Origin of the sequence: Streptomyces europaeiscabiei (genome assembly GCF_001550375.1) — a bacterium.
GTDB classification, from domain to species: domain Bacteria; phylum Actinomycetota; class Actinomycetes; order Streptomycetales; family Streptomycetaceae; genus Streptomyces; species Streptomyces europaeiscabiei.
The window spans coordinates 18050-39646 of the sequence record NZ_LRTR01000211.1 but is presented as its reverse complement, the minus strand read 5'-3'; the positions used below and the strand labels follow the sequence as shown (position 1 = coordinate 39646).

The window sequence follows — 21597 nt, the reverse complement described above, 5'->3', positions numbered from 1 at the left end:
GACGCCGGGCCGCAGGCCGCCCGCCATGGCCGTGAGCCGGGCGAGGCGGGCCGGGTCGTCGCCGTCGGTGTGCAGGTCGACCGGGCAGCCGTGCTCGGAGGCGATCTCCAGGACCGCCTCCACGTACCCGGTGGGATCGGGGTCCAGATCCGGGCAGCCGCCGACCACCGAGGCACCCATCTTCACGGCGTCCCGCAGGATCGCGAGCCCGTCCGCCCCGGCCACCCCGGTCAGCACCCGGGGCATCGCCACCGACGTCAGTTCGACGAGCCCGCGCAGCGCCCGCCGCGCCTGCAGCACCGCCGCCAGCGCATCCAGGCCCTGTACGTCGCCCACGTGGACATGCGAGCGCACCGCCGTGGCGCCGTGCCCGAGTTGCAGCAGCGCGGCCTCGGTGGCCCGCCGCTGGACGTCCTGGCCGTCGTAAGGGACCGGGCCCTCGAAGTCGGCCGACAGGGCCGTGTCGCCGTGGGCGTGCGGCTCCGCGGGGGCCGGCAGGAGCAGATGGCCGCCGAGGTCCAGCCGGGTGGCCGGCGCCCCGGACGAGGCGGGCCCCACGCCCAGGCTGCCCGCCGTGCCGACCGCCTCGATACGTCCGCCGCCCAGCCGTACGTCCACCACCCGGCCGTCGGTCAGTCGTGCCCCGCACAGCAGCAGGGCGCCTGCCTCGTCCCTTCCCGAGGGCGGGCCGGACGAGGAGCGGGAAGGCTGCGGCTGACTGTCGGGCATCTCACTCCCGGGGGCTCGACGACGGCTGCACGGTGACGCACGTGCGGGGGGACACAGCGGGGGACACAAGGTCACGCAGAGTGAGTCGAGCCTAGGCGGGCCGTCCGTCCTCGTCGCGGAGGAGCGCAATAGTCGTACCGGCGTGGTTCACCTGCCGGGGGACCGCCGGGAGAGCCGGGAACGGTGGTGCGCGTGGGACCCGCGCGGCCTGGGAAAACGGGACGGACGACGGTCCCCGGTGCCCCTGCGCCGATCCCTGGACGACCCGTGGCCGACCCATGGACGGGGGCGGGGAAACGGATTTGGGCGATCGGCGGTGGGGCGTGTAATGTCTTCATCGCTCGCCCCAATAGCTCAGTCGGTAGAGCGTCTCCATGGTAAGGAGAAGGTCTACGGTTCGATTCCGTATTGGGGCTCTGGTGTGAAAGGTTCCCGCCGCGAGGCGGGAACCGATCGCATCACAGCGGTGTAGCTCAGTCGGTAGAGCAAGCGGCTCATAATCGCTGTGTCACCGGTTCAAGTCCGGTCACCGCTACTGACAGTAGCCGATTGCGGGGTCGGTCCTTCGATCGGCTACTCTTTTATGCGTTCGACCCTGTCCCATCCGTTCGTCAAGGAGCACTCACGTGGCTGCCACCGACGTCCGCCCGAAGATCACGCTGGCCTGCGTGGAGTGCAAGGAGCGGAACTACATCACCAAGAAGAACCGGCGTAACAACCCGGATCGAATGGAGATGAAGAAGCACTGCCCGCGTTGCAAGGCGCACACCGCGCACCGCGAAACGCGATAAATCAGGCTCGTACGCGAGGCCGTCCCCGAGAGATCGGGGGCGGCCTCGCGTCGTTGAGGGGCCCGTACCGGCCAGTACCGCCGTATCCGCCGATCAGCCAGGAGGTGCCGAGCCCATGGCGCTCGACCAGTCCTTCGTGGGGCGTTCCTACCCGCCCACCGACCCCTACGAGGTCGGCCGGGAGAAGATCCGCGAGTTCGCGGAGGCCGTGGGGGACACCAACCCCGCGTACACCGACCCGGAGGCCGCCAAGGCGCTCGGCCACGCCGATGTGATCGCCCCGCCGACCTTCGTGTTCTCGATCACCTTCAAGGCGGCGGGACAGGTCGTCCAGGACCCCCAACTGGGCCTCGACTACAGCCGGGTCGTGCACGGCGACCAGAAGTTCGCCCACCGGCGCCCGGTGCGCGCCGGTGACCGCCTCACGGTCACCTCGACCATCGAGGCGATCAAGTCCCTCGCGGGCAACGACATCCTGGACATCCGCGGCGAGGTCCACGACGAGTCCGGCGAGCATGTCGTGACCGCCTGGACCAAGCTCGTGGCCCGCGCGGCCGAGAAGGCGTGAGGATCCGATGACCGCGAAGATCTCCTACGACGACGTCGAGGTCGGCACCGAACTGCCCGCGCAGACCTTCGGCGTGACCCGCGCCACCCTCGTCCAGTACGCGGGTGCCTCCGGCGACTTCAACCCGATCCACTGGAACGAGAGGTTCGCCAAGGAGGTCGGCCTCCCGGACGTCATCGCGCACGGCATGTTCACCATGGCCGAGGCGATCCGTGTCGTCACCGACTGGACGGGCGACCCCGGCGCGGTCGTCGAGTACGGCGTCCGCTTCACCAAGCCCGTCGTCGTCCCCGACGACGACCAGGGCGCCACCATCGAGGTCAGCGCCAAGGTCGGCGCCAAGCTCGACGACAACACCGTCCGCGTGGACCTCACGGCGATGAGCGCCGGCCAGAAGGTCCTGGGCATGTCCCGGGCGGTCGTACGGCTGGCCTGACGGCCCACGCGGCGCAGCCGCCCACGGCACGGTCCCCCGCCCCTCCCGGGTGCGGGGGGTCTCGTACTCTTGAGCCCGTGCAGGAACTCCACGACGCCCCCCTCGCCCCGCTGACCACCTTCCGGCTGGGCGGGCCCGCGCACCGGCTGATCACCGCGACCACCGACGACGAGGTGATCTCCGCCGTCCGCGAGGCCGACGACGCCGGGACGCCGCTGCTGCTCATCGGGGGCGGGTCCAACCTGGTCATCGGTGACAAGGGGTTCGCCGGGACCGCGCTGGTCATCGCGACGAAGGGGTACGCGCTCGACGGGACACGGCTGGAGCTGGCCGCCGGTGAGGTGTGGACCGACGCGGTCGCCCGGACCGTCGAGGCCGGGCTCGCCGGAATCGAGTGCCTGGCCGGCATCCCCGGCTCCGCGGGCGCCACGCCGATCCAGAACGTCGGGGCGTACGGCCAGGAGGTCGCCTCCACCATCACCGAGGTCGTCGCCTACGACCGCCTCACCCGCGAGACGGTCACCGTCCCGAACACCGAATGCGCCTTCTCGTACCGCCACAGCCGCTTCAAGAACGAACCCGAGCGGTTCGTCGTGCTGCGCGTCCGGTTCGAACTGGAGGACGCCGACGGCCTGTCGGGCCCGGTCAAGTACGCCGAGACGGCCCGCACACTCGGCGTCGGACCCGGCGACCGCGTCCCCCTCGCGGACGCGCGCGAGACCGTGCTGAAGCTGCGGGCAGGGAAGGGCATGGTGCTCGACCCCGAGGACCACGACACCTGGTCCGCGGGCTCGTTCTTCACCAACCCGATCCTCACGGACGAGGAGTTCGCCGCGTTTCACGCGCGCGTGCGGGAGCGGCTCGGGGAGGACACCACCCCGCCCGCGTACCCCGCGGGCGACGGCCACACCAAGACCTCCGCGGCCTGGCTGATCGACAGGGCGGGCTTCACCAAGGGGTACGGCGCCGGCCCCGCCCGGATCTCCACCAAGCACACCCTGGCGCTCACCAACCGGGGCGCGGCCACCACCGAGGACCTGCTCACGCTGGCCCGCGAGGTCGTGACCGGAGTCCGGGACGCCTTCGGTATCACTTTGGTCAACGAGCCGGTGACGGTGGGCGTCACTCTTTAGGGCGCCCTAGTCGGCCGGGCCGGCGAGCCAGTCGTCCACCCCGGACAGCAGCTTCGTCCGCTCCTGCTCAGGCGCCGCCGACGCCCGGATCGACTGCCGGGCCAGCTCCGCCAGCTCCTGGTCCGTGAACCCGTGGTGGTGGCGGGCGATCTCGTACTGGGCCGCCAGGCGGGAGCCGAACAGCAGCGGGTCGTCGGCTCCCAGAGCCATCGACACGCCGGCCTCGAACAGCGTCCTCAGGGGGACGTCCTGCGGTTTCTCGTAGACACCGAGCGCCACGTTCGAAGCCGGGCAGACCTCGCACGTCACACCCCGGTCCGCGAGCCGCTTCAGCAGACGCGGGTCCTCCGCCGCGCGCACCCCGTGCCCGATCCGTGAGGCGTGCAGATCGTCCAGGCAGTCACGCACCGACGACGGGCCGGTCAGTTCGCCGCCGTGCGGCGCCGACAGCAGGCCCCCCTCGCGGGCGATCGCGAAGGCCCGGTCGAAGTCCCTCGCCATGCCCCGGCGTTCGTCGTTGGAGAGCCCGAAGCCCACCACGCCCCGGTCCGCGTACCGCACCGCCAGCCGGGCCAGCGTGCGCGCGTCCAGCGGGTGCTTCATCCGGTTCGCGGCCACCACCACCCGCATCCCGAGGCCCGTCTCCCGCACGGTCGTGTCCACCGCGTCCAGGATGACCTCCAGCGCCGGGATCAGTCCGCCCAGCCGGGGCGCGTACGACGTCGGGTCCACCTGGATCTCCAGCCAGCCCGAGCCGTCCCGCACATCCTCCTCCGCGGCCTCCCGCACCAGCCGCTGGATGTCCTCGGGCCCTCTGACGCACGAGCGCGCCGCGTCGTACAGCCGCTGGAACCGGAACCACCCCCGCTCGTCCGTGGCCCGCAGCTTCGGCGGCTCCCCGCTGGTCAGCGCATCGGCGAGCGTTTCGGGCAGCCGTACCCCGTACTTGTCGGCCAGCTCCAGCACGGTCGTGGGCCGCATCGACCCGGTGAAGTGCAGATGCAGATGGGCCTTGGGCAGTTCAGAGAGATCACGTACACGCTCCATCGCCCGATCCTGCCGTACGTCTTGGCCGTACCGGTAGCGGAATCCCCGAACGTGGGCTTGCTCGCACACATGAAGGGGGCGGGCACCTGCGAAGAGTCGCAGGTGCCCGCCCCCCGATGCGTGTGTTCGGGACGTCAGTCCGTGGCCTCCGCCAGCAGCTTCTGGAGGCGGGAGACGCCCTCGACGAGATCCTCGTCACCCAGGGCGTACGACAGACGCAGATAGCCGGGGGTGCCGAAGGCCTCGCCGGGGACGACCGCGACCTCGGCCTCCTCCAGGATCAGCGCGGCCAGCTCGACCGTGTTCTGCGGGCGCTTGCCGCGGATCTCCTTGCCGACCAGGTCCTTCACCGAGGGGTAGGCGTAGAACGCGCCTTCGGGCTCCGGGCAGAGGACGCCGTCGATCTCGTTGAGCATCCGCACGATCGTCTTGCGACGCCGGTCGAAGGCCTCCTTCATCTCCTCGACGGCCGCCAGGTCGCCCGAGACGGCGGCCAGCGCGGCCACCTGGGCCACGTTGGAGACGTTCGACGTGGCGTGCGACTGGAGGTTCGTCGCGGCCTTGACCACGTCCTTCGGGCCGATGACCCAGCCCACGCGCCAGCCCGTCATCGCGTACGTCTTCGCGACACCGTTGACCACGATGGTCTTGTCGGCCAGCTCGGGCACGACCACCGGCAGGGAGTGGAACTCCGCGTCGCCGTAGACCAGGTGCTCGTAGATCTCGTCGGTCAGGACCCACAGGCCCTTCTCGGCGGCCCAGCGGCCGATCTCCTCGATCTGCGCGCGTGTGTAGACCGCGCCGGTCGGGTTGGAGGGGGAGACGAAGAGCAGCACCTTCGTGTTCTGCGTGCGGGCCGCCTCCAACTGCTCGACGGAGACCCGGTAGCCCGTGGTCTCGTCGGCGACGACGTCGACCGGGACACCGCCGGCGAGACGGATCGACTCCGGGTAGGTCGTCCAGTACGGCGCGGGAACGATCACCTCGTCGCCCGGGTCGAGGATCGCGGCGAACGCCTCGTAGATGGCCTGCTTGCCGCCGTTGGTCACGAGGACCTGTGACGGGTCGACCTCGTAGCCGGAGTCGCGCAGGGTCTTCGCGGCGATCGCGGCCTTCAGCTCGGGCAGACCGCCGGCCGGCGTGTAGCGGTGGTACTTCGGGTTCTTGCAGGCCTCGACGGCCGCCTCGACGATGTAGTCCGGGGTCGGGAAGTCGGGCTCACCGGCGCCGAAGCCGATCACCGGACGTCCCGCGGCCTTGAGGGCCTTGGCCTTGGCGTCCACGGCGAGGGTGGCGGACTCGGAGATCGCGCCGATACGCGCGGAGACCCGGCGCTCGGTGGGAGGGGTTGCAGCGCTCATGGGCCCCATCGTTTCAGACAGGAAACGCGCCGGGCACGCGGGTTTCACAGACTGAACAGCTACAGAACAACCGTTTGTATCCGCGACCGGAAACGGTCGATCTTCGACGAGCAACCCCCCTACGGCCGCTTTCTGTTCGACGACAGGCCTCGGACCACGTATGCTCTCTCCTCGTTGGCCTTCACCGGCCGCGCCCCACAGGTGCACACCGTGCACCCGGTCGGATGCGGTACGTTGGGGGTGAACCGCAAAGGGTCGTAGCTCAATTGGTAGAGCACTGGTCTCCAAAACCAGCGGTTGGGGGTTCAAGTCCCTCCGGCCCTGCTACACACTCCTCACGCCAGGACGTGTGCGCATGTACGTACAGCAATGTTCCGCCGTGCGGCTCATACCGGGCGCGGCACGGCCACGACCCGGACCGGAATCAGGTGAGGATGAATGACGGACGCCGTGGGCTCCATCGACACGCCTGATGCCCAGGACGAGGTGCCCGAAGACAAGAAGAAGACCCGCAAGGGCGGGAAGCGCGCCAAGAAGGGCCCGCTGAAGCGCCTCGCGATCTTCTACCGCCAGATCGTCGCGGAGCTGCGGAAGGTCGTCTGGCCGACCCGCTCCCAGCTGACGACCTACACCACGGTGGTCATCGTCTTCGTCGTGATCATGATCGGTCTTGTTACTGTGATTGACTTCGGCCTCGACAAGGCCGCCAAGTACGTCTTCGGCTGAGCCGAAAGCGAAGGGCGCCGTAACCTGGCGCCCCTTTCGCGTGTTCCACCCCCATGTATCCAGGAAGAAGCAGCCACGTGTCTGACCCGAACCTGAACGACGCCATCGAGCCGGACGAGTCCGAGGATGATGAGCTCGACATCGTCGAGGGAGCGGACGAGGTCGACGAGTTCGAGGCTGCCGAAGCCGAGGCGGGGGAGCCGGCCGAGGAAGAGGCCGTGCACGTCGAGGACTCCGACGTCGAGGACTCTGACGACGAGGACTCCGAGGACGCAGCCGACTCCGAGGACGAGGACGCAGCCGAAGAGGCCGTCGAGGAGGAGGCCGAGCCGGTCGACCCCGTCGAGGCCCTGCGTGAGGAACTGCGGAGCCTGCCCGGCGAGTGGTACGTCATCCACACGTACGCCGGTTACGAGAACCGCGTGAAGACCAACCTCGAGCAGCGCGCCGTCTCGCTGAACGTCGAGGACTTCATCTTCCAGGCCGAGGTGCCGCAGGAAGAGGTCGCGCAGATCAAGAACGGCGAGCGCAAGACGATCCGTCAGAACAAGCTTCCCGGATACGTCCTCGTCCGCATGGACCTGACGAACGAGTCCTGGGGCGTCGTCCGCAACACCCCCGGCGTCACCGGCTTCGTGGGCAACGCCTACGACCCGTACCCGCTGACCCTGGACGAGATCGTCAAGATGCTCGCGCCGGAGGCCGAGGAGAAGGCGGCCCGCGAGGCGGCCGAGGCCGAGGGCAAGCCGGCTCCCGCCCGCAAGCTCGAGGTCCAGGTGCTGGACTTCGAGGTCGGCGACTCGGTCACCGTCACGGACGGCCCGTTCGCCACGCTGCAGGCGACCATCAACGAGATCAACGCGGACTCGAAGAAGGTCAAGGGTCTCGTCGAGATCTTCGGCCGTGAGACGCCGGTCGAGCTGTCGTTCGACCAGATCCAGAAGAACTAGCCGGCTCCGGCTCCTTCTGGACCCACCGCTTCCGACCAGGTCAGACGGGCTGTCAAAAGCTCGTCTGACCTGCTCGGTTTTTGGCCGCGCATCTATACCCGTTATCGTTGTGCGGTATGCCTTCATCCGGGACGCGACCTGGGTGGGGGCGCACTCGAATCGAAAGGACCCGGAGAGCAATGCCTCCCAAGAAGAAGAAGGTCACGGGGCTCATCAAGCTCCAGATCAACGCCGGTGCGGCGAACCCCGCCCCGCCGGTCGGCCCCGCGCTCGGTCAGCACGGCGTCAACATCATGGAGTTCTGCAAGGCGTACAACGCCGCGACCGAGTCGCAGCGTGGCTGGGTGATCCCGGTGGAGATCACGGTCTACGAGGACCGCTCCTTCACCTTCATCACCAAGACGCCGCCGGCCGCGAAGATGATCCTCAAGGCCGCGGGTGTCGAGAAGGGCTCCGGCGAGCCGCACAAGACCAAGGTCGCCAAGATCACCGAGGCGCAGGTCCGCGAGATCGCCACGACCAAGCTTCCCGACCTCAACGCCAACGACCTGGACGCCGCGTCGAAGATCATCGCCGGCACCGCCCGTTCCATGGGCATCACGGTCGAGGGCTGAGCCCCACCTTCGTGACCATGCGGCTGCCGTAACGAGCGGCCGCGCGTGGCAGGGCCGGCTCGGCCCGTACCACGACTCCTTTCAGAACACACAGGAGCAGTTGTGAGCAAGCGCAGCAAGGCTCTCCGCGCTGCGGACGCCAAGATCGACCGGGACAAGCTCTACGCCCCGCTCGAGGCCGTCCGTCTCGCCAAGGAGACCTCCACGTCCAAGTTCGACGGCACCGTCGAGGTCGCCTTCCGTCTGGGTGTCGACCCGCGCAAGGCCGACCAGATGGTCCGTGGCACCGTGAACCTCCCGCACGGCACCGGTAAGACCGCCCGGGTCCTGGTCTTCGCGACCGGTGACCGTGCCGAGGCCGCGACCGCCGCCGGCGCCGACATCGTCGGCTCCGACGAACTGATCGACGAGGTGGCGAAGGGCCGTCTGGACTTCGACGCCGTCGTCGCCACCCCGGACCTCATGGGCAAGGTCGGCCGCCTCGGCCGCGTGCTCGGTCCCCGTGGTCTCATGCCGAACCCCAAGACCGGCACCGTGACCCCCGATGTCGTCAAGGCTGTCAACGACATCAAGGGCGGCAAGATCGAGTTCCGCGTCGACAAGCACTCGAACCTGCACTTCATCATCGGCAAGACGTCGTTCGACGACACCAAGCTGGTGGAGAACTACGCCGCGGCGCTGGAGGAGATCCTCCGCCTGAAGCCGTCGGCCGCCAAGGGGCGCTACATCCGGAAGGCCGCTCTGAGCACCACGATCGGCCCCGGCATCCCGCTCGACTCGAACCGCACCCGCAACCTTCTCGTCGAGGAGGACCCGGCCGCCGTCTGAGCCCCGAGCTCACCGGCAGCCGCGTCGCGGCCGCACAGCCCGAGGACGAGCCCCGCACCTTTCGAGGTGCGGGGCTCGTCCCTTTTCGGCATACGGGCCGTTCCGGCGTACGGCTGGGCATCCGCGCGTGAGTGTGCTGCCCTGGTGTGCGGGGCACGGCAATCTCCCTGGGGGTGGGGACGGATGACCAGCACGACCAGGCGCCGCCGTACGGTCCTGGCGTTCGCGGTGGCGGCCGCGCTGACCGGGGTGGCGGCCTGTGGATCCCCGGAGCCGGGCGAGGGCGGCGGGGACGATCCCTTCGCGGCACTGAAGCTCGCGGACAGGTCCACCGGCGACGCCGACTCGTCGCGGATCGAGTCCACCGGGGACATGGGCGACCTGATGTCCATCGACGCGGACGGCGAGGTCGACTGGGCCGACGGCCTCAACGGCCGCCTGACCATCACCTACACCGGCGGCCAGGCGGCCGACAGGATGGGCCGGCTCGGTATCACCTCGACCGAGGCCCGCTATCTGCCCGACGCCTACTACGCGGACATGGGCGACCTCTTCGCCGGACAGTACGGCGGCAAGCGGTGGATCAGGTACGCGTACGAGGACCTGGACGAGATGGTCGGCGGGGCCTTCGGCGCCTATGCGCGGGAGCACTTCAAGAGCGTCACGCCGAACCAGTCCGTACGGCTGCTGCTGGCCTCCGGCGACGTGGAGGAGGTCGGTGAGGAGGACGTGCGGGGGGAGAGGACCACGCACTACGCGGGCACGGTGAACGTCGCCGACATCCAGGAGCGGAACGCGCACCTCGGCGAGGGGGCGCGGGCCGAGCTGGAGGAACAACTGAAGGCGTCCGGCATCACGACCGCGGACATCGACCTCTGGATCAACGACGACGACCTGTTGGTCAAGAAGGTCGAGAAGGCCGACACCGCGAACGGAGTGGTGAACTCGACGGTCCACTACAGCGACTACGGCATCGACGTCTCCACCGAGGAGCCGCCGACCGCCGAGACCGTCGACTACAAGGACCTGATGAGCTCCCTGCCGGCGAGCTGAAATCGGGCGACAGCCGCGACCGGGCGGCGCTAGTGTCCCTGCCGTCCCACAGGGGTGGGGCGTGAGGTTCCAGGGGGACACATGAGGTTTGCCGCACACGGCTCGGTACGCCGTCGTAGAGCCGCCGGCATCGCCGTCGTGGCCGCGCTGCTCGGCGGTGCCACCGCCTGCGGTACGGAGTCGGAGGCGGGGGCGCAGTCGCTGACACCCGCCGAGGCGGTGGCCCGGGCCGCGGAGTGGACGACGGACGTCGAGTCGCTGCGCTACCGGGCGACCGGGACGCTGCCGGAGCACGGGAAGGTGCGGGCCGAGGCGTCCATGACCGTGCGGCCGTCCGCCATGGGCATGGAGCTGACCGGGCTGGGCGAGAGAGAGGACAAGCCCGTGGAGGTGCGGTACGCCGACGGCGTGATCTACGCCGAGGGCGACGCCGCCGCCATCGGTGCTTCGGCGGACAAGAAGTGGCTCAGTGCCGAGCCGGCCGTGTGGGGCCGGGGCGCCGCCGACAACAACACCTACCGTGTCCTGCCCAGCCCGTTGGAGGTGAGCCCACTCCCGCAGTCCACGCTCCTGACCGGCTCGAAGGACGTGCGGGAGGTAGGCACGGAGACCGTCGACGGCAGCGGAACCACGCACTACCGGGGAACGGTCACGACGAAGGGCCTGCAGGACGCCCAGAGCGCCGCCGGGGACAAGGCCACCCGGAAACTGCGGACGGACAGCCTCGACCAGTTCTACGCGCTGGGGGTCGACGGCACGCTCACCGTGGACCTGTGGGTCGACGGCGACGGACACGCCAAGCGGTACCGCGTACAAGGCGAGACCTACGTCCTCAAGGAGGGCCGCATGGTCGACGGGGGCCCGCTCGACCTGACCGTCACCCTCCTGGAGATCGACCCGTCGGTGACCGTCGAGACTCCGGCGGCCGAGGACACCGTGGACATCGGGGAGCTGGTGGACGAGGCCGGAGCGGGCTGAGCGGCCGCCCCCGGGACCGGATTTGCTTGACAGGGATACGGTCCCGTACTCTTCCGAAGAAGCCAAAGACCGCTGGTCGTCGCCGTGTGCTTGTGAGAGGGCACGGTGGCCGAAGGATCCGCTGAACTGCGGACGACCCGCGCAGGTGACTGTGGAAGTTGCTCCTGGTCCGGTTCCGTCTTCGTATGGAATTCGTCCGGTCGAGTCACGCCCCGAGCGCCTGCGCCGGGGCGTTTCGTTTTCCCCAGCCCCTTCCGAGCGGTCCTCATCACCCGGAAGGAGGCCGACGCTCTATGGCAAGGCCCGACAAGGCTGCCGCGGTGGCCGAGCTCACGGAGCAGTTCCGTAGCTCGAATGCCGCCGTGCTGACCGAGTACCGGGGTCTCACCGTGGCGCAGCTCAAGACGCTGCGTCGTTCGCTCGGTGATGACGCCCAGTACGCCGTGGTGAAGAACACGCTGACCAAGATTGCGGCCAACGAGGCCGGGATCTCGACGCTCGACGACCTGTTCAACGGTCCGACGGCAGTCGCCTTCATCACCGGTGACCCGGTGACGTCGGCGAAGGGTCTTCGTGACTTCGCCAAGGACAACCCCAACCTCGTCATCAAGGGCGGTGTCCTTGACGGCAAGGCGCTGTCCGCCGACGAGATCAAGAAGCTTGCGGACCTCGAGTCCCGCGAGGTTCTGCTCTCCAAGCTGGCGGGTGCCTTCAAGGGCAAGCAGTCCCAGACTGCCTCCCTCTTCAAGGCGCTTCCCTCGAAGCTCGTCCGCACCGTGGACGCCCTTCGCGCCAAGCAGGACGAGCAGGGCGGTGCCGAGTAACTCGGCTCGCGAAATGACCGCCGCCTGAGGCTTTGCGCCTGAGGCAACGGTCGTAGCGGGCCGATCGTACGCCCGCCAGACATGTACATACCGGCACCAGCCGAATTAGTGGAAGGATCGCCCATCATGGCGAAGCTCAGCCAGGAAGACCTGCTCGCGCAGTTCGAGGAGATGACCCTCATCGAGCTCTCCGAGTTCGTGAAGGCGTTCGAGGACAAGTTCGACGTCACCGCTGCCGCCGCCGTCGCCGTCGCCGCCCCGGGTGCCCCCGGTGCCCCGGCCGACGCCGTCGAGGAGCAGGACGAGTTCGACGTCATCCTCACGGGCGCCGGCGAGAAGAAGATCCAGGTCATCAAGGTCGTGCGTGAGCTGACCTCCCTGGGCCTGAAGGAGGCCAAGGACCTCGTGGACGGCGCCCCGAAGCCCGTTCTCGAGAAGGTCGCCAAGGAGGCCGCCGAGAAGGCTGCCGAGTCCCTCAAGGGCGCCGGCGCCTCCGTCGAGGTCAAGTAAGGCCTCGCTGGTCCGCCAGCTCTCCTGGATCCGCGAGGATCCGTGCGGGACAGTTCCGGGGCGAGTGTCAAAAACTTGTTCGAGGCTGTAACGCGAACGTACCGAAGGGCGATCACCCAACTGGGTGGTCGCCTTTCGGCGTTCGGGGACGTCGAGTGACGGCTGCCTTGCACAGCCGGTGGCGACGAGTATGGTGATCTTCGTTGTGCCTCCGAACGCCCTGGGTGACGAGCCGCGAGTGACGATCGCGGCACCCGGATCGGGTATGAGGGGCCTTGACGAACTGCACGCAGCGCGCAATTCTCAGGACGCGTCGTCACACCGATCCGAACTCCGAGGCATGGATCGACGGCGAAGAGGGCAGTATCAACGTGCATTGAGGGCGTGGGCTTGCGTAGGTGTCGAGAACAACGAGGGTCTCAAAAAACCCGCACTGGACATCAGTGTGCCAAGTGGCTACACTGACCCTTTGCGCTGCCTGTTAGCTGTCCCCTGCCCGTCACCAGGGGCATGCCCTCACTTGAGCATCGATGAACAGACCATTCCTGACCTGGCCCTATCCGTCAGTTCAGGAACTGCCTGCTCTCTTTGCGCAGGAGAGGGGCCGGTACGCGCGTAGTGAGTCCGAGCCCTCGGAAGGACCCCCTCTTGGCCGCCTCGCGCAACGCCTCGACCTCGAATACGAACCCAGCCGCCAGCACTGCCCCGCTGCGCATCTCTTTTGCAAAGATCAAGGAGCCTCTCGAGGTTCCCAACCTGCTCGCGCTGCAGACCGAGAGCTTCGACTGGCTGCTCGGCAACACCGCCTGGCAGAGTCGGGTCGAGGAGGCTCTGGAGAACGGACAGGACGTCCCCACCAAGTCCGGTCTGGAGGAGATCTTCGAGGAGATCTCCCCGATCGAGGACTTCTCCGGGTCGATGTCGCTGACGTTCCGCGACCACCGTTTCGAGCCGCCGAAGAACAGCATCGACGAGTGCAAGGACCGCGACTTCACGTACGCGGCCCCGCTCTTCGTCACGGCCGAGTTCACCAACAATGAGACCGGCGAGATCAAGTCCCAGACGGTCTTCATGGGCGACTTCCCGCTCATGACCCACAAGGGCACCTTCGTCATCAACGGCACCGAGCGTGTCGTGGTGTCGCAGCTGGTCCGTTCGCCCGGTGTCTACTTCGACTCCTCGATCGACAAGACATCCGACAAGGACATCTTCTCCGCCAAGATCATCCCGTCCCGGGGTGCCTGGCTGGAGATGGAGATCGACAAGCGCGACATGGTCGGTGTGCGTATCGACCGCAAGCGCAAGCAGTCCGTGACCGTCCTCCTCAAGGCTCTCGGCTGGACCACCGAGCAGATCCTGGAGGAGTTCGGCGAGTACGAGTCCATGCGCGCCACCCTGGAGAAGGACCACACCCAGGGGCAGGACGACGCGCTGCTCGACATCTACCGCAAGCTGCGTCCGGGCGAGCCCCCCACGCGTGAGGCCGCGCAGACGCTTCTGGAGAACCTGTACTTCAACCCGAAGCGCTACGACCTCGCCAAGGTCGGCCGCTACAAGGTCAACAAGAAGCTGGGCGGGGAGGCTCCGCTCAACGCGGGCGTCCTGACCGTCGAGGACGTCATCGCGACGATCAGGTACCTGGTCAAGCTGCACGCCGGCGAGACCGAGACGACCTCCGACAACGGCACGTCGATCGTCGTCGAGACCGACGACATCGACCACTTCGGCAACCGTCGTCTGCGCAGCGTCGGCGAGCTCATCCAGAACCAGGTCCGTACGGGTCTGGCGCGTATGGAGCGAGTCGTCCGCGAGCGCATGACGACCCAGGACGTCGAGGCGATCACGCCGCAGACCCTGATCAACATCCGGCCGGTCGTCGCCTCCATCAAGGAGTTCTTCGGCACCAGCCAGCTGTCGCAGTTCATGGACCAGAACAACCCGCTGTCGGGTCTCACCCACAAGCGCCGTCTGTCGGCACTTGGCCCGGGTGGTCTCTCCCGTGAGCGGGCCGGCTTCGAGGTCCGTGACGTGCACCCGTCCCACTACGGGCGTATGTGTCCGATCGAGACGCCCGAAGGCCCGAACATCGGTCTGATCGGTTCGCTCGCCTCCTACGGCCGCGTCAACGCGTTCGGTTTCGTGGAGACGCCGTACCGCCGGGTCACCGAGGGTGTCGTCACCGACGAGGTCGACTACCTGACGGCCGACGAAGAGGACCGCTTCGTCATCGCGCAGGCCAACGCCACGCTCGACGACGACATGCGCTTCACCGAGAACCGCGTCCTGGTCCGCCGTCGTGGCGGCGAGGTCGACTACGTCCCCGGTGACGACGTGGACTACATGGACGTCTCGCCGCGCCAGATGGTGTCGGTCGCGACCGCCATGATCCCGTTCCTCGAGCACGACGACGCCAACCGTGCCCTCATGGGCGCGAACATGATGCGTCAGGCCGTGCCGCTCATCAAGAGCGAGGCCCCGCTCGTCGGCACCGGCATGGAGTACCGCTCCGCCGTCGACGCCGGCGACGTGGTCAAGGCCGAGAAGGCGGGTGTGGTCCAGGAGGTCTCCGCGGACTACATCACCACCACCAACGACGACGGCACGTACATCACGTACCGCCTGGCCAAGTTCGCCCGCTCCAACCAGGGCACCTCGGTCAACCAGAAGGTCATCGTCAACGAGGGCGACCGGATCATCGAGGGCCAGGTCCTGGCCGACGGTCCGGCCACCGAGAACGGCGAGATGGCGCTGGGCAAGAACCTGCTCGTGGCGTTCATGCCGTGGGAGGGTCACAACTACGAGGACGCGATCATCCTGTCGCAGCGCCTCGTGCAGGACGACGTCCTCTCCTCGATCCACATCGAGGAGCACGAGGTCGACGCCCGTGACACCAAGCTCGGCCCCGAGGAGATCACCCGGGACATCCCGAACGTCTCCGAGGAGGTCCTCGCCGACCTCGACGAGCGCGGCATCATCCGTATCGGTGCCGAGGTCGTCGCCGGTGACATCCTCGTCGGCAAGGTCACGCCCAAGGGTGAGACCGAGCTGACCCCCGAGGAGCGTCTGCTCCGCGCGATCTTCGGTGAGAAGGCCCGTGAGGTCCGTGACACCTCGCTGAAGGTGCCGCACGGCGAGATCGGCAAGGTCATCGGCGTCCGCGTCTTCGACCGTGAGGAGGGCGACGAGCTTCCCCCCGGTGTGAACCAGCTGGTGCGCGTGTACGTGGCGCAGAAGCGCAAGATCACCGACGGTGACAAGCTCGCCGGCCGTCACGGCAACAAGGGTGTCATCTCGAAGATCCTGCCGATCGAGGACATGCCGTTCCTGGAGGACGGCACCCCGGTCGACATCATCCTCAACCCGCTGGGTGTGCCGTCCCGAATGAACCCGGGACAGGTCCTGGAGATCCACCTCGGCTGGCTCGCCAGCCGCGGCTGGGACGTCTCCGGTCTCGGTGAGGACTGGGCGCAGCGCCTGCAGGTCATCGGCGCCGACCAGGTCGCGCCGGGCACCAACGTCGCCACCCCGGTGTTCGACGGTGCGCGTGAGGACGAGCTCGCGGGTCTGCTGAACCACACCATCCCGAACCGCGACGGCGAGCGCATGGTGCAGCCGACCGGCAAGGCGAGGATGTTCGACGGCCGCTCCGGCGAGCCGTTCCCGGACCCGATCTCCATCGGTTACATGTACATCCTCAAGCTCCACCACCTGGTCGACGACAAGCTGCACGCTCGGTCGACCGGTCCGTACTCGATGATCACCCAGCAGCCGCTGGGTGGTAAGGCCCAGTTCGGTGGCCAGCGCTTCGGTGAGATGGAGGTGTGGGCGCTGGAGGCTTATGGCGCCGCGTACGCCCTCCAGGAGCTGCTGACCATCAAGTCCGACGACGTCACCGGCCGTGTGAAGGTCTACGAGGCCATCGTCAAGGGCGAGAACATTCCCGAGCCCGGCATCCCCGAGTCCTTCAAGGTTCTCATCAAGGAGATGCAGTCCCTGTGCCTCAACGTGGAGGTGCTGTCCTCGGACGGCATGTCCATCGAGATGCGCGACACCGACGAGGACGTCTTCCGCGCTGCGGAGGAGCTTGGCATCGACCTGTCCCGGCGTGAGCCGAGCAGCGTCGAAGAGGTCTGACGGGAGTTCGGAGGCCTTCGTGACGAAGGCCTCCGGCCCCAGGACCCCCGTATCAGACCCCATGACTTACAACCCTGAGAGGGATTGACGCATAGTGCTCGACGTCAACTTCTTCGACGAGCTCCGGATCGGTCTGGCCACCGCTGACGACATCCGTCAGTGGAGCCACGGCGAGGTCAAGAAGCCCGAGACGATCAACTACCGCACGCTCAAGCCCGAAAAGGACGGACTCTTCTGCGAGAAGATCTTCGGTCCGACCCGGGACTGGGAGTGCTACTGCGGCAAGTACAAGCGTGTCCGCTTCAAGGGCATCATCTGTGAGCGCTGTGGCGTCGAGGTCACGCGCGCCAAGGTGCGCCGTGAGCGGATGGGCCACATCGAGCTTGCCGCTCCCGTCACCCACATCTGGTACTTCAAGGGCGTTCCGTCGCGGCTGGGCTACCTGCTCGACCTCGCCCCGAAGGACCTGGAGAAGGTCATCTACTTCGCGGCGTACATGATCACGTACGTCGACGAGGAGCGCCGCACCCGCGACCTGCCGTCGCTGGAGGCGCACGTCTCCGTCGAGCGGCAGCAGGTCGAGAACCGTCGTGACTCCGACCTGGAGGCTCGCGCCAAGAAGCTCGAGACCGACCTGGCCGAGCTCGAGGCCGAGGGTGCCAAGGCCGACGTGCGCCGCAAGGTGCGCGAGGGCGCCGAGCGTGAGATGAAGCAGCTGCGCGACCGTACGCAGCGCGAGATCGACCGTCTCGACGAGGTGTGGACCCGGTTCAAGAACCTCAAGGTCCAGGACCTGGAGGGCGACGAGCTCCTCTACCGCGAGCTGCGTGACCGCTTCGGCACGTACTTCGACGGTTCGATGGGTGCCGCGGCGCTGCAGAAGCGCCTGGAGTCCTTCGACCTGGACGAGGAGGCCGAGCGCCTCCGCGAGATCATCCGCACCGGCAAGGGCCAGAAGAAGACCCGTGCGCTCAAGCGCCTCAAGGTCGTCTCCGCGTTCCTGCAGACCAGCAACAGCCCCAAGGGCATGGTGCTCGACTGCGTGCCGGTCATCCCGCCGGACCTCCGCCCGATGGTGCAGCTGGACGGTGGCCGCTTCGCGACCTCCGACCTGAACGACCTGTACCGCCGTGTGATCAACCGGAACAACCGCCTGAAGCGGCTTCTCGACCTCGGCGCGCCCGAGATCATCGTGAACAACGAGAAGCGCATGCTCCAGGAGGCCGTCGACGCGCTGTTCGACAACGGCCGTCGTGGCCGTCCGGTCACCGGTCCCGGTAACCGCCCGCTGAAGTCCCTCAGCGACATGCTGAAGGGCAAGCAGGGTCGATTCCGTCAGAACCTGCTCGGCAAGCGTGTGGACTACTCCGCGCGTTCCGTGATCGTCGTCGGTCCGCAGCTGAAGCTGCACCAGTGCGGTCTGCCGAAGGCGATGGCGCTGGAGCTCTTCAAGCCGTTCGTGATGAAGCGGCTCGTGGACCTCAACCACGCGCAGAACATCAAGTCCGCCAAGCGCATGGTGGAGCGCGGCCGCACCGTCGTGTACGACGTCCTCGAAGAGGTCATCGCCGAGCACCCGGTGCTGCTGAACCGTGCTCCCACCCTGCACCGCCTCGGCATCCAGGCCTTCGAGCCGCAGCTCGTCGAGGGCAAGGCCATCCAGATCCACCCGCTCGTCTGCACCGCGTTCAACGCGGACTTCGACGGTGACCAGATGGCCGTCCACCTGCCGCTCTCCGCGGAGGCGCAGGCCGAGGCCCGCATCCTGATGCTGTCCTCGAACAACATCCTCAAGCCCGCCGACGGCCGTCCGGTGACGATGCCGACCCAGGACATGGTCCTCGGTCTGTTCTTCCTCACCACCGACGGCGAGCTGCGTGACACCAAGGGCGAGGGGCGTTCGTTCGCCTCCACGGCCGAGGCGATCATGGCGTTCGACGCCGGCGAGCTGGCGCTGCAGTCCGCGGTGGACATCCGCTTCCCGGTGGGCACCATCCCGCCGCGCGGCTGGATGCCTCCGGCGCGCGAGGAGGGCGAGCCGGAGTGGCAGCAGGGTGACAGCTTCCGTCTGAAGACCACGCTGGGCCGCGCGCTCTTCAACGAGCTGCTGCCCGAGGACTACCCGTTCGTCGACTACTCGGTGGGCAAGAAGCAGCTCTCCGAGATCGTCAACGACCTGGCCGAGCGCTACCCCAAGGTCATCGTGGCGGCGACGCTCGACAACCTGAAGGCGTCCGGCTTCTTCTGGGCGACCCGTTCCGGTGTCACCGTGGCCATCTCCGACGTCGTCGTTCCCGAGGCGAAGAAGGAGATCGTCAAGGGCTACGAGGCGCAGGACGAGAAGGTCCAGAAGCAGTACGAGCGCGGTCTGATCACCAAGGAAGAGCGCACGCAGGAGCTCATCGCGATCTGGACCAAGGCGACCAACGAGGTCGCCGAGGCGATGAACGCGAACTTCCCCAAGACCAACCCCATCTTCATGATGGTTGACTCGGGTGCCCGAGGAAACATGATGCAGATGCGTCAGATCGCCGGTATGCGTGGTCTGGTGTCGAACGCGAAGAACGAGACCATCCCGCGTCCCATCAAGGCCTCGTTCCGTGAGGGCCTGTCCGTGCTGGAGTACTTCATCTCCACGCACGGTGCCCGTAAGGGTCTGGCGGACACCGCCCTGCGTACCGCCGACTCGGGTTACCTGACCCGTCGTCTGGTGGACGTCTCGCAGGACGTCATCATCCGCGAGGAGGACTGCGGCACCGAGCGCGGTCTGAAGCTGCGGATCGCCTCGAAGGACGAGACCGGGGTCCTGCGCAAGGCCGAGGACGTCGAGACCAGCGTCTACGCCCGCATGCTCGCCGAGGACGTCGTCATCGACGGCAAGGTGATCGCGCCGGCCAACGTGGACCTGGGCGACGTGCTCATCGACCAGCTCGTGCACCACGGTGTCGAGGAGGTCAAGACCCGCTCGATCCTGACCTGTGAGTCCAAGGTCGGCACGTGCGCCATGTGCTACGGCCGCTCCCTGGCCACCGGCAAGCTGGTCGACATCGGTGAGGCGGTCGGCATCATCGCCGCCCAGTCCATCGGTGAGCCCGGTACCCAGCTGACGATGCGTACCTTCCACACCGGTGGTGTGGCCGGTGACGACATCACGCAGGGTCTGCCGCGTGTTGTCGAGCTCTTCGAGGCCCGTACGCCGAAGGGTGTCGCCCCGATCTCCGAGGCGGCCGGTCGCGTCCGCATCGAGGAGACCGAGAAGACCAAGAAGATCGTCATCACGCCGGACGACGGCAGCGACGAGACGGCGTTCCCGATCTCGAAGCGCGCCCGTCTGCTGGTGAGCGAGGGCGAGCACGTCGAGGTGGGCCAGAAGCTCACCGTGGGTGCCACCAACCCGCACGACGTGCTGCGCATCCTGGGTCAGCGTGCCGTCCAGGTCCACCTGGTCGGCGAGGTCCAGAAGGTCTACAACTCGCAGGGTGTGTCGATCCACGACAAGCACATCGAGATCATCATCCGGCAGATGCTCCGCCGTGTGACGATCATCGAGTCCGGCGATGCCGAGCTGCTGCCCGGTGAGCTGGTCGAGCGCTCGAAGTTCGAGACCGAGAACCGTCGTGTGGTCCAGGAGGGCGGTCACCCGGCCTCCGGTCGTCCGCAGCTGATGGGTATCACCAAGGCCTCGCTGGCGACGGAATCCTGGCTGTCGGCCGCCTCCTTCCAGGAGACGACCCGAGTGCTGACGGACGCGGCGATCAACGCCAAGTCCGACAGCCTCATCGGCCTCAAGGAGAACGTCATCATCGGTAAGCTCATCCCGGCCGGTACGGGTCTGTCCCGCTACCGCAACATCCGGGTCGAGCCGACCGAGGAGGCCAAGGCGGCGATGTACTCGGCCGTCGGCTACGACGACATCGACTACTCGCCGTTCGGCACGGGCTCCGGCCAGGCCGTCCCGCTGGAGGACTACGACTACGGTCCGTACAACCAGTAGGCGAGCAGCTGTGGTTGCTTGAGTTGAGGGGCGGTCACCTTCGGGTGGCCGCCCTTCGGCGTGGGCGCGGGTGTTCGATGTGGCAGAACCGGGACAGAAGTGGGGCGGGGAACCCGTGCCCAGGGCCGGGCGTTGGAGCATCATGGAGGGACAACCAGTCCGGGGGAGTGTTTCTCGTGTCGAACCCGTCGTGGCAGCCGATTCCGTGGCAGCAGGCGCAGGGCAATAGTCCTTCGTTGCTCGCCGCACATGCCGACCGTGAGCGTGCCGTGGATGTGCTGAAGGCAGGCTTCAGTGAGGGCCGCCTTCCGCAGGACGAGTACGAGAGGCGCGTGGAGAGGGCCTACAAGGCCCGCACAGTGGGGGAGCTGGCCCTGCTGGTCGCCGACCTGCCCCAGGGCCCCTCAGGGATGCAGCCGTCCGCCATGGCCCCCATGGCTCCCATGGTGCCGAGAACCTTCATGCCGGCGCCCGTGCTGCCCCCGCCGACCAACGGCAAGGCCGTCGGCTCGATGGTGTGCGGTGTCCTCACGACCATGACGCTGGGCCTCACCGGTATTCCGGCGGTCATCCTCGGGCACACCGCCCGCGCCGAGATGAAGCGCACGGGCGAGGGCGGCGAGGGCTTCGCCCTGGCCGGTCTCATCCTGGGCTGGCTCTCCGTGGCGGGCTGGGCCTTCTTCCTCATGATCATGATGATCGCGGGGGTGTCGTCGAGCAGCGGAGTCTGAGCCCCGCGGCAGTGCTCGTCGACGCGGAAGCGACCGCCCTTAAACCCCCGCCTGTCCATTTGTTTTGACCATAGCGAATGAGGTAGGTACGCTCAGACCTTGTGCCTGGGGTGTGCCCTGGCTCCCGTGCGTGCCTTCAACCGCACAGGGGGAGCCGCAGCGGCCACCGTATTCTGCGCTCTTTCTGCCT

18 protein-coding genes and 3 tRNA genes are annotated in these 21597 nt (G+C 67.7%); 18 read left to right on the top strand and 3 right to left on the bottom strand.

The features are described from left to right. Window positions 1-729, bottom strand: a 729-nt coding sequence (locus AWZ10_RS10510; protein WP_482258098.1) for an amidohydrolase family protein, incomplete at its 3' end; no start/stop codon positions are given. Window positions 730-1072: 343 nt separating this feature from the next. On the opposite strand from AWZ10_RS10510, the gene AWZ10_RS10505 reads away from it, so the two are divergent. The 6 genes from AWZ10_RS10505 (at window position 1073) to AWZ10_RS10480 (ending at window position 3657) form a co-directional block, all read left to right on the top strand. Further along, window positions 1073-1145 (top strand) — tRNA-Thr (locus tag AWZ10_RS10505). Between the two features lie 46 nt (window positions 1146-1191). Continuing rightward, window positions 1192-1264 (top strand) — tRNA-Met (locus AWZ10_RS10500). Window positions 1265-1355: 91 nt separating this feature from the next. Then, window positions 1356-1520, top strand: a complete 165-nt coding sequence (gene rpmG, locus AWZ10_RS10495) for a 50S ribosomal protein L33 (protein ID WP_046706212.1) — start codon at window positions 1356-1358, stop codon at window positions 1518-1520. 115 nt (window positions 1521-1635) lie between these two features. After that, window positions 1636-2088 (top strand): MaoC family dehydratase N-terminal domain-containing protein, encoded by a 453-nt coding sequence (locus AWZ10_RS10490; protein WP_037694025.1) that lies wholly within the window; start codon window positions 1636-1638, stop codon window positions 2086-2088. 7 nt (window positions 2089-2095) lie between these two features. After that, window positions 2096-2524 (top strand): MaoC family dehydratase, encoded by a 429-nt coding sequence (locus tag AWZ10_RS10485; protein WP_037694028.1) that lies wholly within the window; start codon window positions 2096-2098, stop codon window positions 2522-2524. 77 nt (window positions 2525-2601) lie between these two features. Next, window positions 2602-3657, top strand: coding sequence for a UDP-N-acetylmuramate dehydrogenase (locus tag AWZ10_RS10480; RefSeq protein ID WP_060890931.1), 1056 nt, complete (start codon window positions 2602-2604; stop codon window positions 3655-3657). 6 nt (window positions 3658-3663) lie between these two features. Here the strand turns inward: AWZ10_RS10480 and AWZ10_RS10475 are convergent, their stop codons facing one another. Next, complete coding sequence (locus AWZ10_RS10475; protein ID WP_060890930.1) at window positions 3664-4704, bottom strand: adenosine deaminase; 1041 nt, start codon at window positions 4702-4704, stop codon at window positions 3664-3666. Between the two features lie 134 nt (window positions 4705-4838). Continuing rightward, window positions 4839-6065 (bottom strand): pyridoxal phosphate-dependent aminotransferase, encoded by a 1227-nt coding sequence (locus tag AWZ10_RS10470; RefSeq protein WP_046706209.1) that lies wholly within the window; start codon window positions 6063-6065, stop codon window positions 4839-4841. 251 nt (window positions 6066-6316) lie between these two features. On the opposite strand from AWZ10_RS10470, the gene AWZ10_RS10465 reads away from it, so the two are divergent. The 12 genes from AWZ10_RS10465 (at window position 6317) to AWZ10_RS10410 (ending at window position 21407) form a co-directional block, all read left to right on the top strand. Then, window positions 6317-6389: transfer RNA gene (locus tag AWZ10_RS10465), tRNA-Trp, on the top strand. A gap of 114 nt (window positions 6390-6503) precedes the next feature. Then, on the top strand, window positions 6504-6791 hold the full coding sequence (gene secE, locus AWZ10_RS10460) for a preprotein translocase subunit SecE (protein ID WP_037694038.1): 288 nt from the start codon (window positions 6504-6506) through the stop codon (window positions 6789-6791). Window positions 6792-6868: 77 nt separating this feature from the next. Continuing rightward, the gene (nusG, locus tag AWZ10_RS10455; protein WP_060890929.1) at window positions 6869-7741 is read left to right on the top strand and encodes a transcription termination/antitermination protein NusG; all 873 of its coding nucleotides are present in this window, start codon (window positions 6869-6871) and stop codon (window positions 7739-7741) included. Between the two features lie 179 nt (window positions 7742-7920). Further along, window positions 7921-8355, top strand: a complete 435-nt coding sequence (gene rplK / locus AWZ10_RS10450) for a 50S ribosomal protein L11 (RefSeq protein WP_020132675.1) — start codon at window positions 7921-7923, stop codon at window positions 8353-8355. Between the two features lie 102 nt (window positions 8356-8457). Continuing rightward, window positions 8458-9183, top strand: coding sequence for a 50S ribosomal protein L1 (gene rplA / locus AWZ10_RS10445; protein ID WP_037694050.1), 726 nt, complete (start codon window positions 8458-8460; stop codon window positions 9181-9183). Between the two features lie 183 nt (window positions 9184-9366). After that, on the top strand, window positions 9367-10236 hold the full coding sequence (locus AWZ10_RS10440; RefSeq protein WP_060890928.1) for an SCO4651 family lipoprotein: 870 nt from the start codon (window positions 9367-9369) through the stop codon (window positions 10234-10236). A gap of 81 nt (window positions 10237-10317) precedes the next feature. After that, the gene (locus tag AWZ10_RS10435; RefSeq protein WP_079104339.1) at window positions 10318-11214 is read left to right on the top strand and encodes an SCO4651 family lipoprotein; all 897 of its coding nucleotides are present in this window, start codon (window positions 10318-10320) and stop codon (window positions 11212-11214) included. A gap of 293 nt (window positions 11215-11507) precedes the next feature. Further along, the gene (gene rplJ, locus AWZ10_RS10430) at window positions 11508-12038 is read left to right on the top strand and encodes a 50S ribosomal protein L10 (RefSeq protein ID WP_037694056.1); all 531 of its coding nucleotides are present in this window, start codon (window positions 11508-11510) and stop codon (window positions 12036-12038) included. A gap of 126 nt (window positions 12039-12164) precedes the next feature. Continuing rightward, a complete protein-coding gene (gene rplL, locus AWZ10_RS10425; protein WP_046706206.1) occupies window positions 12165-12548 on the top strand; it encodes a 50S ribosomal protein L7/L12 in 384 nt (127 codons plus the stop codon). Between the two features lie 648 nt (window positions 12549-13196). After that, a complete protein-coding gene (rpoB, locus tag AWZ10_RS10420; RefSeq protein WP_046706205.1) occupies window positions 13197-16682 on the top strand; it encodes a DNA-directed RNA polymerase subunit beta in 3486 nt (1161 codons plus the stop codon). Window positions 16683-16776: 94 nt separating this feature from the next. Further along, a complete protein-coding gene (locus AWZ10_RS10415) occupies window positions 16777-20676 on the top strand; it encodes a DNA-directed RNA polymerase subunit beta' (protein ID WP_046706204.1) in 3900 nt (1299 codons plus the stop codon). Between the two features lie 176 nt (window positions 20677-20852). Continuing rightward, a complete protein-coding gene (locus AWZ10_RS10410) occupies window positions 20853-21407 on the top strand; it encodes a DUF1707 and DUF4190 domain-containing protein (RefSeq protein WP_173531557.1) in 555 nt (184 codons plus the stop codon). The last annotated feature ends 190 nt before the right edge of the window (window positions 21408-21597 follow it).

Excerpts from the sequence above, each read along its gene's own strand:
- AWZ10_RS10490 (WP_037694025.1), top strand. The coding sequence starts at position 1,636 with ATGGCGCTCGACCAGTCCTTCGTGGGGCGTTCCTACCCGCCCACCGAC.
- AWZ10_RS10485 (WP_037694028.1), top strand. The coding sequence starts at position 2,096 with ATGACCGCGAAGATCTCCTACGACGACGTCGAGGTCGGCACCGAACTG.
- AWZ10_RS10475 (WP_060890930.1), bottom strand. The coding sequence starts at position 4,704 with ATGGAGCGTGTACGTGATCTCTCTGAACTGCCCAAGGCCCATCTGCAT.
- AWZ10_RS10470 (WP_046706209.1), bottom strand. The coding sequence starts at position 6,065 with ATGAGCGCTGCAACCCCTCCCACCGAGCGCCGGGTCTCCGCGCGTATC.
- secE (WP_037694038.1), top strand. The coding sequence starts at position 6,504 with ATGACGGACGCCGTGGGCTCCATCGACACGCCTGATGCCCAGGACGAG.
- rplK (WP_020132675.1), top strand. The coding sequence starts at position 7,921 with ATGCCTCCCAAGAAGAAGAAGGTCACGGGGCTCATCAAGCTCCAGATC.
- AWZ10_RS10440 (WP_060890928.1), top strand. The coding sequence starts at position 9,367 with ATGACCAGCACGACCAGGCGCCGCCGTACGGTCCTGGCGTTCGCGGTG.
- AWZ10_RS10435 (WP_079104339.1), top strand. The coding sequence starts at position 10,318 with ATGAGGTTTGCCGCACACGGCTCGGTACGCCGTCGTAGAGCCGCCGGC.
- rplJ (WP_037694056.1), top strand. The coding sequence starts at position 11,508 with ATGGCAAGGCCCGACAAGGCTGCCGCGGTGGCCGAGCTCACGGAGCAG.
- rplL (WP_046706206.1), top strand. The coding sequence starts at position 12,165 with ATGGCGAAGCTCAGCCAGGAAGACCTGCTCGCGCAGTTCGAGGAGATG.